Annotated in this window: 10 protein-coding genes and 7 tRNA genes (1 of these 17 only partly in view); 1 reads left to right on the top strand and 16 read right to left on the bottom strand. The window is 38.4% G+C overall.

Going from position 1 to position 11,862, the window contains the following annotated elements; genetic code table 11:
• Window positions 1-46: 46 nt before the first annotated feature.
• From IGL93_RS01235 to IGL93_RS01225, 3 genes are read right to left on the bottom strand one after another with little or no spacing between them, the layout of a single operon-like run.
• Window positions 47-721, bottom strand: coding sequence for an HD domain-containing protein (locus IGL93_RS01235; protein WP_010713610.1), 675 nt, complete (start codon window positions 719-721; stop codon window positions 47-49).
• A gap of 12 nt (window positions 722-733) precedes the next feature.
• Window positions 734-1,246 carry a DNA-3-methyladenine glycosylase I gene (locus IGL93_RS01230; protein ID WP_002355189.1) on the bottom strand — a complete coding sequence of 171 codons (513 nt, stop codon included), beginning with the start codon at window positions 1,244-1,246 and terminating at the stop codon, window positions 734-736.
• 12 nt (window positions 1,247-1,258) lie between these two features.
• The gene (locus IGL93_RS01225; RefSeq protein ID WP_002366052.1) at window positions 1,259-1,750 is read right to left on the bottom strand and encodes a methylated-DNA--[protein]-cysteine S-methyltransferase; all 492 of its coding nucleotides are present in this window, start codon (window positions 1,748-1,750) and stop codon (window positions 1,259-1,261) included.
• Between the two features lie 110 nt (window positions 1,751-1,860).
• Between IGL93_RS01225 and IGL93_RS01220 the strand changes: the two genes are divergently transcribed.
• On the top strand, window positions 1,861-2,454 hold the full coding sequence (locus IGL93_RS01220) for a bifunctional transcriptional activator/DNA repair enzyme AdaA (protein ID WP_016627741.1): 594 nt from the start codon (window positions 1,861-1,863) through the stop codon (window positions 2,452-2,454).
• Between the two features lie 17 nt (window positions 2,455-2,471).
• Here IGL93_RS01220 and IGL93_RS01215 read toward each other — a convergent pair whose 3' ends face one another.
• The 13 genes from IGL93_RS01215 to IGL93_RS01155 all read right to left on the bottom strand — a co-directional run.
• Entirely contained in the window at window positions 2,472-3,215 is a 744-nt protein-coding gene (locus IGL93_RS01215) for an alpha/beta hydrolase (protein WP_010775513.1), read from the bottom strand.
• 1,083 nt (window positions 3,216-4,298) lie between these two features.
• Window positions 4,299-5,117: a histidine phosphatase family protein gene (locus IGL93_RS01210; RefSeq protein WP_284954727.1), complete on the bottom strand. Its 819-nt coding sequence runs from the start codon at window positions 5,115-5,117 to the stop codon at window positions 4,299-4,301.
• Window positions 5,118-5,137: 20 nt separating this feature from the next.
• A complete protein-coding gene (locus IGL93_RS01205) occupies window positions 5,138-6,604 on the bottom strand; it encodes a glycoside hydrolase family 1 protein (RefSeq protein WP_010713614.1) in 1,467 nt (488 codons plus the stop codon).
• Window positions 6,605-6,726: 122 nt separating this feature from the next.
• A complete protein-coding gene (locus IGL93_RS01200) occupies window positions 6,727-8,157 on the bottom strand; it encodes a 6-phospho-beta-glucosidase (protein WP_010713615.1) in 1,431 nt (476 codons plus the stop codon).
• 23 nt (window positions 8,158-8,180) lie between these two features.
• Window positions 8,181-10,079 (bottom strand): beta-glucoside-specific PTS transporter subunit IIABC, encoded by a 1,899-nt coding sequence (locus IGL93_RS01195; protein WP_002358327.1) that lies wholly within the window; start codon window positions 10,077-10,079, stop codon window positions 8,181-8,183.
• A gap of 73 nt (window positions 10,080-10,152) precedes the next feature.
• Window positions 10,153-10,995 carry a BglG family transcription antiterminator LicT gene (gene licT / locus IGL93_RS01190; RefSeq protein ID WP_430600017.1) on the bottom strand — a complete coding sequence of 281 codons (843 nt, stop codon included), beginning with the start codon at window positions 10,993-10,995 and terminating at the stop codon, window positions 10,153-10,155.
• Between the two features lie 242 nt (window positions 10,996-11,237).
• Window positions 11,238-11,309, bottom strand: a tRNA-Glu gene (locus tag IGL93_RS01185).
• Window positions 11,310-11,324: 15 nt separating this feature from the next.
• Window positions 11,325-11,412, bottom strand: a tRNA-Ser gene (locus IGL93_RS01180).
• 10 nt (window positions 11,413-11,422) lie between these two features.
• A tRNA-Ile gene (locus tag IGL93_RS01175) sits at window positions 11,423-11,496 on the bottom strand.
• 13 nt (window positions 11,497-11,509) lie between these two features.
• Window positions 11,510-11,580 (bottom strand) — tRNA-Gly (locus tag IGL93_RS01170).
• Window positions 11,581-11,594: 14 nt separating this feature from the next.
• A tRNA-Phe gene (locus IGL93_RS01165) sits at window positions 11,595-11,667 on the bottom strand.
• Window positions 11,668-11,672: 5 nt separating this feature from the next.
• Window positions 11,673-11,746, bottom strand: a tRNA-Asp gene (locus IGL93_RS01160).
• Window positions 11,747-11,794: 48 nt separating this feature from the next.
• Window positions 11,795-11,862, bottom strand: a tRNA-Met gene (locus IGL93_RS01155); it runs 6 nt beyond the window's last position.

Genomic DNA, 11,862 nt, shown 5'->3' with positions numbered 1-11,862 from the left:
TTAAAATTCAAAAAGAAATGTACTGACTGTTTTAGTTGGCCCTCATTTATCGGTGTCCATCCCACTCTTGATAAAATTCCTCCAGATAAAGTTCCATAAATTGATGACGCTTTTCCGCCAATAAGCGACCATAATTTGTATTCATTTGTTCCTTTAACTTTAAAAGTTTCTCATAAAAATGCATAATAGCAGTATCTTCCCCATTCCGGTATTCTTCTTGGGTTAACTGTTCACGAGGTTGTTTGTGAGGATCGTGAATTAAACGGCCTTTATTTCCCGAATAAGCCATCACCCGTGCAATTCCAATTGCGCCGATGGCATCTAGTCGATCCGCATCCTGGACCACTTTTCCTTCTAATGTAGTGACTGTTTTCCCAGTATTTCCTCCTTTAAAGGACATATTAGCAATAATGGAAAGGATGTGATTCGTTTGCCCTGTTGATACGTTATTTGCTTCCAACCATTGTTGCACCTTTAGCAAGCCAGCCTCTTCACTTTCGTTAAATTTTTCATCGCCAATATCATGTAACAATGCTGTTAATATACATAAAAATAAATTTGCTTGTTCTTTCTCTGCAATTGTTTTTGCTAATTGTGTCACTCGATAAATATGCCACCAATCATGGCCACTTGCTTCGTTGGCTAATTCTTGTTGAACATAACGCTCTGCTGCTTGAATAATTGTTTGTTCTTCAAAACTAAGAGATTCATTTTCAAACATCCTAACACTCCTTTATTCTGGATTTAAAATTTCCACTTGGATAATCCCGCTAGCTTTCAGAAACATATTGGTGACAATCGGACCTACAAAAGAAAATCCTCTCTTTTTTAAGTCTTTTGCTACGTTATCTGATAAAAGCTGTGTGCGTGGGACTTGGTATGCTTCTTCATAAATAGATAAAACGGGGACGTTTTTTACAAATTGCCATAGATAATTGGCAAAACTGCCAAATTCTTCTTGTACTTTTAAAATTGCTTGCGCATTTTTAATGGTTGCTTCAATTTTGCGCCGATTGCGAATCATATCTGGATCAGCTACTATTCGATCGACTTCGTCAGGCAACAGCGCGGCAACTTTTTCCGGCTTCATTTGGCAAAAATTTTTCATGAATGCTACTTTTTTCCCTGCTGCTGCTTTCCAACTTAAACCAACTTGAAAAACACCCACCGTCAACAATAAAAACAGCAAATCATCCTCTCTTGTAGGTTTTCCCCATTGTTCTGTATACCATTGATAGTTGTTCATCGCCGCCTCCTTTTAAGACTGTTCAAATGTTAATAATGCTTGTTTCATTGCTAAACCACCACGGTAACCGGTTAATTGTCCCTTGCTGCCGATGACTCGATGGCAAGGAATGACCATTAATAAAGGATTTTTCCCAATCGCTGTGCCAACTGCTCGAACCGCACGTGGACGCCCAATTTTTTCTGAAATTTCTTGATAGGTCATTGTCTCACCATAAGGTATTTCTTGCAACGCCTGCCAAACTTCTTTTTGAAAGGGCGTTCCTTCGATGTCTATGGGGCAAGCAAACGTTGTCGAATGTTGGTTAAGATAACTTATTAATGCTTCTTTATAAGGCGCAGTTTTCTTTTCAGAAGCTTCTAATTGTGCTTGAGGGTACCAGTTTTTCAGCTCTTCTATCGATTGATTGGCTGAACCTACAAAAGCTAGTCCAGCGTCTGTCACACCAAGATAATAGTGATCGTTCTGCCATTCTTGTTGCGCATAATAAATCTTTTTTACCATATGTCTACACTTCTTTCTCGTGTTTTCTTATCTTCATTATAATTCTTTTGGCTTTCAAAATCTTGCGCTCCTATCACTTTTTACTTGTTTTTATTAGGGATTCTTTTACAATGAAGAAAACGGGAGGTGTGCTTACAATGAAAACAACGTATCGACTTACTCAGAAACGTTGGGAAGCCATTCAAAATAATAATACGCAATTTGATGGTGATTTTTTTTATGGTGTGACCACAACGAAAATTTTTTGTCGTCCTTCGTGCCCTTCCCGTGTGCCCAACAAGAACCACGTTCTGATCTTCAAAACGGCTCAGGAAGCTTTAACACTTGGTTTTCGTCCATGTAAAAGATGTCAACCAACCGGGCAAGTCGTTCCTAACGAGGAATGGGTTGCTCAAATTAAGCAATTTATTGATCGGCATTCAGCGGAACCATTAAGTTTAGACTATTTAGCGCAAGCCTGCCACGGTAGTCCCTTTCATTTGCAGCGAACCTTTAAGGAACAGACAAAACAAACCCCGTCAGCTTATTTAACAAGTGTCCGAATTAGGCAAGCCCAAGAATTGCTTCTCCATTCACCCCTTACGATTCAACAAATCGCGAAAAAAGTTGGCTTCCAAACCGCAGCATATTTTGCCACCACTTTTAAAAAAGAAACAGGCGTAACCCCCTCTGTTTATCGCAGTAAAAATGAGCCGAAAAAATAACATTTCGGCTCATCGGATTATTTATTGGGGCGTGATTGTAGCCACGCTACAATCAATTGACTGATTTCTGTTTGCTGTTGCTCATTAGAAATTGTCGCTTTGTTGTCTCCTTTTTGGACACCGTAATTACCAAACCCTGCATGATTCCCACCTTCGATAGATACATACTGCGTATCTTTTGGCAAAAACTGTTTGGCTTTTTGATAGCTAGTCCAATTTAAAACACCATCGTTTGTGGCTGTTATTGACAGAACCGGCAGATTTTGCTTGTTTAGTGCACCTTTTTCGTCAGGATAGCTGGCTAAATAAATCATGCCTTTGATTCGTTGCTCATTTTCCGCTACAAAACGACTAGCCATCACACCACCCAGAGAATGCCCAGCCACAACGAAGTTTTGTTGTGGATGATCCTTTATAATTTGTTCTGCAGCATTTGGTGCAAGAACCGCTAAATTCAAAGGAAAATGAACAATATAGACATCATAACCTTTCGTAGCAACTTCTTGCGCCCATTCACTATAACTAGCGGGCGCAACCAATGCACCTGGATAAAAAATCAGTGCTGTATCATTTTTTTGCCCGTTTGTGTAATAATCATAGTTTTTTTCTTGCGTGGCACTTTGACTTATTTTTAAGGCCGAATCGGTCGCTTGATACGTACTATTTTTAATAAAAATAGTCAGGCCGATGACTAAGATTACTAAAAAAAGCCCCAGTCCTAGGACAATTTTTTTCCAGCGTGATTTTGTTCTATTTTTCATCTCATTTCCTCCCAATGAAAAAATTCTTCTTTCTGATTCTACCTTTAATAAAAAAAGAACACAACAATAGGAGTTGGTGGAGCAACCCTTTTCTTGCTCCACCAACTCCTAAATAGACTGTTTCTCGACGCCAGGGATTATTTTGTCTCTTTTTCGCCTGCTTCTAAGTAGCTGATAATAACCGTCTCAAATCATCATTTATTTTTCCTACACTTCCCTTATTAAAATAACAATGAAGCTGAAAGCAGAAATATCAACACCGAACAGATCAATAAAGCCCTGTTATTTGATAAAGTATAGTCTAAATAGATATACTCGCCAATGAAAAATACTATCAGAGCTAACGAAGCCCTCAATAAACCAACATTTTCAAAAATATATTCTTTGAAAATGAAGGAAAGGACTCCCAAAATAAGGAATGATAGTAACATTGACTTAACAATAAACCATTGCTTTCTCGCCATTCTACCACTTCTCTCTAATGAAATTAATTATATCGCTTCACTTGAAACCATCAATACACTTTCTTAAACTTTTTCATTAATATATAAATTATTTTTCAACAAACAGTCTTACTTTCATAAATTTGTCTGTTGTAAAAAATAGTAGCATACACTATTTTAAATAGACATAGCTATTATTCTATTTTATAGGAACACATTACTAATATAAGCAAGCATAGTAACAGCCTTATACAATTTAGATAATAAATAACAACCTATTTCATTAACTAAAACAACAATAGTCATAAAAAGGACTGGTTTTTAACAGATACATGTCACAATGTTTTCATGCTATTTATTTAATAGTTGATTCACTAATTAAAAAAATAATTTCTAATTTTCACTTAATATAAATGTAAAAATACCCCATCAGAACATGCTTTTATTCAGTTAGTATAAAAACGGTCCAAAATCTAGTCAGCATAGTCATGCGATAAATCGTTTTTGAGCTCGAACCACTTCTATTTAAAAATGTGATGAGGTAAGCCTTCACTTTTAATAAAAAAACAATAGGAGTTGGTGGAGCAACCCTTTTCTTGCTCCACCAACTCCTAACTAGACTGTTTCTCGACGCCTTAGATTATTTTGATTCTTTTTTGCCTACTTCTAAGTAGCTGACATCATTGACTTTATCCAAAGTATACTCGCCATTTTTGTAATGAATCGTTGTAACACTAGCATTCTTCAACCCGCCTTCTGGGACTTTAAAATCATCAAATAAAGTTGCTAACAACGCTGAAATACTCAAGCCATGAGAGACCACTAAAACATTGCCATTCCCGGGATTGGCTGATTCTGTGGCAACAATTTTATCTAAGCCTTTTTTCAAACGTTTGGTAATTGTAGCATAGTCTTCTGCAGGCCAGTTATTCTTGCTTTCCTCGCGCTGTTGATCCAGTTTAGCTACACTGTTGGCAAAGGATTCAGGGGTCATGTTTTTCATAAATTCTTCTAAGGAAACACCTTGATCATCAGCAATATCCTGCCACATTGTCTTGTTTAAATCCCCTTCATAGCTACCAAAATTAAATTCACGTAAATCTGGGTCACGCACGACTTCAAGGTCTTTGCCTGCTTTATTTTGATCTAAAATAAGTTGAGCAGTTTGCAAGGCGCGGCCACTATCACTACTATATGCATTTTGAAAGGCAACATCTTTCAGGCCAATTCCAGTTGCGGTCACAACTTTTTCACCTTCTGGTGTTAAGACCGCATCTGACCATCCTTGTACGCGGTCCGTCGTATTTAACATAGTTTTTCCATGGCGCACAATGTAAAGAGTTAGTTCTTCAGGTTTTGTCTCTTTTTCTTTTGTCGTTGCTTGCTGATTTTTACCACAACCAACCATTACTAAAATGGCCAGAAAAAGCATCCCCACAATCGTCAATCGTTTTTTCATTTTTTATTTCCCCTCATTTTCTACTCAGTTGTTAAGTTTTCACCATTACTAGCGATAACTTGTTTGTACCAATTAAATGATTTTTTCTTAGTTCGTTTCAAGGTTCCCTGACCTTCGTCATCCATATCTACATAGATAAAGCCGTAACGTTTTTTCATTTCGCCAGTCCCTGCTGAAACTAAGTCAATACAACCCCATGGCGTATAACCAATTAAGTTAACCCCGTCTTCTTCTATTGCGGTTCTCATGGCTTCAATATGTTGTTTAAAATAATCAATGCGGTAATCGTCGACAATCGAGCCATCCTCTTGCAATGTGTCTACCGCGCCAAACCCGTTTTCAACCACAAACAATGGCATATTGTAACGATCTGACAACTGACACAATGAAATTCTTAACCCTAAAGGATCGACAGCCCAGCCCCATTCAGATTCTTGCAAATAAGGATTTTTAACCGCAGGCATTTGGTTGCCTCCGACATATTTTACTTCTTCTGGATAAGCAGTCGAAACGGTCGACATATAATAACTAAACCCGATATAATCAACTGTTCCTTTTTGAATAATCGCTAAATCCTCTGACTCCATTTGAATTGTCATTCCTTCACGCTCAAATTCTTTGAGCTTATGCGCTGGATAATAGCCCTTAGCCTGGACATCCATATAAAATTCTTGCTCTCGGTTAAATTGAACAGCTGCCATCACGTCCTCAGGTTTGCAGGACAAAGGATAACTCGGGATATAAGCCACCATCATACCAATCTGGAAATCTGGATTGATGGAATGTCCTAATTCAACGGCTTTCGCACTTGCTACAAATAGATGATGCGCTGCTTGATATTTACTTTGTTTATCATTATTGTGAATCCCAATTTGCGTCCAACTTCTTAAAAAATTAATTTCATTAAAAGTCATCCAATACTTCACTTTATCCTGGTAACGTGTAAAAATGGTTTCGCAAAAGAAAACAAAGAAATCAATCACTTCACGATTTTTCCAACCATCATATTCATCGGCCAAATACATCGGAATATCAAAATGGTTAATCGTCACAACAGGCTCAATTCCATGGCGCAGCAAAGTATCAAAAACTTTATCATAAAAGGCTAAGCCTTCTTCATTAATCTCTTTTGTTCCATTTGGGCAAATCCGGCTCCAGGCGATAGACAGCCGAAAACATTTGAAACCCATTTCTGCAAATAAGGCGATATCTTCTTCGTAATGATGGTAAAAGTCCGTCGCTACATGACTAGGATAGTATAATTCTTCATCGATATAGCCAATCGCTCCTTCGGGTAATGCTTGATCGCGCGTACACGAAGCTTTTTGGCCCTCTTTAGTTAAATACGTAATCCGTCGCGGTTCTGTTTGACTACCACCAGTAATTGCATCTAATGTACTCAGACCTTTGCCTCCTGAAAGGTAGCCACCTTCATATTGGTTAGCAGCTGTTGCGCCGCCCCATAAAAAATTTTCTGGAAATCCCATAAAATCCCTCTTTCCCTCTGTTTTTAGGCATAACAAAGAAACCATCAAGGGAATTGACGCTGGCAGAAGAGTCCTTGTTTTTTCTACCAACGTCAAACGCCCTTTAATAGTTGCTAATTTTATTAATTACTTAAATCTTCACCATTTGTTGCGATTACTTTTTTGTACCAATCAAACGATTTCTTCTTGCTTCGTTTTAACGTACCATTTCCTTCGTTATCGCGATCCACATAGATAAAGCCATAGCGTTTTTTCATTTCACCAGTTCCAGCTGATACTAAATCAATACAGCCCCAAGTCGTATAGCCTAACAAGTCGACACCATCTTGTTCAACGGCATCTTTCATCGCTTGAATATGCGCCGCCAAATAATCGATACGATAATCATCGACTACATAACCATTTTCGTCTGGTGTGTCTACCGCTCCTAAGCCATTTTCAACAATGAATAGTGGTTTTTGATAACGATCATATAAATCATTCATCGTAATTCTCAAACCAAGCGGATCAATTTGCCAACCCCATTCACTGGCTTTTAAATAAGGATTTCTCACAGAGGCAAAGATGTTACCAGCTGTTTGCTCATTAATTTCTGGATCTGTTGATGTGACACGAGAAGAATAATAAGAGAACGAAATGAAGTCCACCGTATGTTCTTTTAAAAGTTCTTCGTCGCCTTCTTCCATTTCAATTTGAATACCTTTACGGGCCATTTCTTTTAAAGCATACGCAGGGTATTCCCCACGTGATTGGACATCAATAAAGAAATAATTTTCACGATCTGCTTGTCGAGCAGCGAAAACATCTTCTGGTTTACAAGTATAAGCGTAGTTGGAACCAGCCGCTAACATACAACCTACTTGGTTTTCAGGATCTACCTCATGAGCAATTTTTGTCGCAATTGCACTTGCTAGTAGTTCATGATGGGCCGCTTGGTATTTCACTTGTTCTTTGTTTTCGCCTTCTTCAAAGTATAGACCTGCTCCCATAAATGGTGCATGTAAAATCATATTAATTTCGTTAAATGTTAACCAATATTTGACTAATCCTTTATATCGGTTGAAAATTACACGGCAAAGATTTTCATAGAAACCTACTAACTTACGACTACGCCAAGCGCCATATTCTTTCACTAAGTGCATTGGGCAGTCAAAGTGTGTAATCGTTACTAGTGGCTCAATCCCATATTTATGACATTCTTTGAACAAGTCTTCATAGAACTTCAAGCCTTCTTCATTCGGCTCTGTTTCATCTCCCATTGGAAAAATTCGACTCCAAGCAATGGATAAACGGTATGTTTTAAAACCCATTTCACCAAATAAGGCGATATCTTCTTTATAGCGATGATACATATCAATTGCCTCTTGTGCAGGATAGAAATGTTCTTCATCAAAGTTAAACATTTTCTTTTCACCAGTGATTACTGGAAAACGATCTGGACCCGTTGGCGCTAAATCGACGTTTGCCAAACCGCGTCCGCCTTCGTTATAGCCACCTTCACATTGATTGGCTGCTGTTGCGCCACCCCATAAAAAGTCTTTTCTAAATGCCATAAATTCTCTTCCTCCACATCTTTTTATATTAAAGCGGTCAGCAAATCATCACTTGTTGAAACTTCATTACTGCCGACTTCCAAAATATCTAAATAATCCGCTGTATTCGTCACAACGATTGGAATTTGTGTACTAAACCCAGCTTTTTTAATTCCTTCTAAATCAAAGGTTACTAATGTTTGACCTTTTTTCACGCGGTCACCTTGTTTTACAAAAGCTTCAAAGCCTTCGCCTTCTAATTGAACTGTATCAATCCCAATATGAATCAATAATTCTGTGCCGTTATCTGAAATCAAACCTAATGCATGTTTTGTTGGGAATAGTGTGACAATCGTTCCATCAAAGGGTGCAACCACTTTACCTTCCGTTGGTTCAATCACGACCCCATTTCCTAATGCTCCATTCGCAAAAGCAGGATCCTCTGCATTTTTTAAAGATAACACTCGTCCTTTGACTGGACTTGTAATATTTTCTTTTTTAATCGTTGTTTTATCAATAATCACTTCTTCTTCCTCAACTGTATTGTCTTTCCAGAAGAAGAATGTTAGACCAAAACCAACGACCGCTGCAATGGCAATTGCAATAAAGGACTGGATCATCCCACTTGCATCATCACCATTGATAAAGTTTAGCACACCGAAAATTCCTAAACCACCCATTGTATAAGCTGTCACATTGTTGATCATCAAATATAAACCACCGACAGCGCCACCAATCATTGAATAAATAAATGGCCATTTTTTTGGTAAAGTGATTCCATAAATTGCTGGCTCTGTTACACCAAAAATACCAGAGATAATTGCTGGCGGACACAAAGCTTTTAACTTTTTATCTTTCAATTTGAAGAACATCGCTAAAACAACCGCTGTTTGCGCAAAACTAGCTGCAAATGATCCCGTTAATACTTGGCTTGAACCTTCTTGTGTCACTTGCATAATGGCTAATGGCACAACGCTCCAATGTAAACCAAAAATAACTAAGACTTGCCAGAAGAAGCCAAGAATCAAACCATACAAAGCTGGTGAGAAACTCATTAATGCTGTAAAGCCAGCGCTTAATAAATCTGTTAGCATGCTAACGATTGGCCCAATTACTAAGAAACCAATTGGTAAGGCAATCAACAAGACGAAAAACGGTACTAAGAACGTTTGAACAACTTCTGGAATAATCCGTTTAAACACTTTTTGAACTTGTGCCGCAAAAGCAATAATGAAGATGATTGGTACGACACTACTTGTATAGTTCGCACCGACCCAAGGGATCCCCATAAAGGTATTATAGGCAGGTAAACCGAATAAATTATACGGTGCTGCGGCTCCCGCACCCGCTGTTGTTTCAAAGGCCGTTTGTAATGCACTTCCTTGAATCGTTGGGTAACATAAAGCTGCGCCAATCACGATCCCTACCATTGGATGCAACCGGAATTTTTTAGCTGCTGTATAACCTAAAATAACTGGCATAAAGTAGAAAATTGCATCGCCAATCCCATTTAACATGGTATAAGTCCCTGACGTAGCCGTATAGAGCTTTAAGAAAACCAATAAGGCATTTAACCCTTTGACCATCCCAGCCGCTGCTAACGCCCCTAAAAAGGGTTGGAAACAACCACTTAAAATATCTATTAAGCGATCAAATAAATTCCCACTGGAAGCTTCTTCTTCACGTTCTCCTGACAAGCCTGCAATACTAACTACTTCTTCGTAAACGGCTGGAACATGGTTCCCAATAACGACTTGGTATTGTCCGCCGCTTTTCATAACAGTTACCACACCGTCCATATTTTTTAAGACATCATCATTCGCTTGACTCTCATCTTTTAATTTGAAGCGAAGACGTGTGATACAATGTGTCAAACTATTAATATTCTCTTGCCCACCGACATTTTTTACAATTTTTTCTGCTAGTTCATGATATTTTCCCATCTTTTTTTCCTCCAAAAATTTATTTTCATTTGAAGGTTTAGCCAACTGAATGTCACTATCCAAAGTGGTGCGTTTATTGTTCCGTTGTTTGTACAATTCGTGCAATGTGAATCGTTAGGTACAAGCGTTCTTCATTTGAAACTTGATAGTCATAGTTCTCATTTAAATACAAGCTGATCTTTTCCACGCAACGATAGGCGTTGAGATATTTCTTTTTAATTACCGCATACAGTTCTTCATCATCATTTTCGACAACTTCACGTTGGTGTAATAAGCGATAACAGAAAAATTTTAAATGTGTGCTAAATCGATAAAAGTAGACAGAGTCTTCATCAAAACTTACCTTAAAATAGTATTTGACGATATTTGTAATCTCTTGCATCAACTTTGTCAATTCGTAAATATTACCGACTTCTTCCTCCATCTCCGCATTCACCAAGTGCAATGCGATAAAACCTGCCTCATCCGTTGACAATTCCATTCCTACGCGCTTTTGTACCATTTTTAAAGCATTTACTCCTACTTCGTACTCTTCAGGAAAAAAACGTTTAATATCCCATAATAATAAATTCTTAATTGCAATTCCTTGTTTTTTTCTTTCTAAAGCTGTGTACAAATGATCCGTCAGAGAAATATAAATGGTATCATTCAAACTCTTTTTCAACGTTGATTTTGCATAAACAATAATGTCATCCGAGAGTTTCATCATCTCTAAAGGAATATTTCCTAACAATTCTTGAAACTTAAGTGATGTTTCTTGATTGGCTAAATAAAAAACTTGATCGATGCTTTCATCAGTAACCCAATCACCAATGCGTTTCTTAAAAGCAATTCCTTTGCCCATAACAATTTGCTCTCGTTTATCATCATCTAATGTAATAACCACATTATTGTTCAAAATTTTGTGAATAATCAATGCCCCACCTCCTTTGTGTTTCGTTGAAAAAAGAAAAACCCAATTTCTTCAAAAAGAACGACACATCTGTCGCTTCATGAAAAAATTAGGTTTAGCTTGTCTTTAAACAATCACTATCCATCTATTTACTTATCCCTACATCCAAAGAATAACATATTTACAACAAATGTCAACGCTTTCAACGACATTTTTTTGTAATAAAAATAAAAAAAGCATACAAACAATGTTTGTATGCTTCACTATGACCCGTACGGGACTCGAACCCGTGTTACCGCCGTGAAAGGGCGGTGTCTTAACCGCTTGACCAACGGGCCATTAAAAAGAAAAAACGGAGAAGGAGGGATTTGAACCCTCGCGCCGGTTTCCCGACCTACACCCTTAGCAGGGGCGCCTCTTCAGCCACTTGAGTACTTCCCCAAGAAATAAATGGGCCTAAATGGACTCGAACCATCGACCTCACGCTTATCAGGCGTGCGCTCTAACCAGCTGAGCTATAGGCCCCAAATAAGAAAAAAGCGGGTGACGAGAATCGAACTCGCGACAACAGCTTGGAAGGCTGTGGTTTTACCACTAAACTACACCCGCAAATTTTTCTTGGATGGCGCGGGACAGAATCGAACTGCCGACACATGGAGCTTCAATCCATTGCTCTACCAACTGAGCTACCGAGCCAAAAACGGTCTGGACGGGACTCGAACCCGCGACCTCCTGCGTGACAGGCAGGCATTCTAACCAGCTGAACTACCAAACCAATTCGTTTTTGCTTTATGCAAATGTATGCTTTAAAAAATAAAAGCAATTGCGGGGGCAGGATTTGAACCTACGACCTTCGGGTTATGAGCCCGACGAGCTACCTGACTGCTCCAC

The organism is Enterococcus sp. DIV1328a (assembly GCF_050536905.1).
GTDB lineage: Bacteria > Bacillota > Bacilli > Lactobacillales > Enterococcaceae > Enterococcus > Enterococcus faecalis.
Note: the sequence above shows the minus strand (reverse complement) of the source record. Positions and strands in the feature narration are given on the sequence as shown.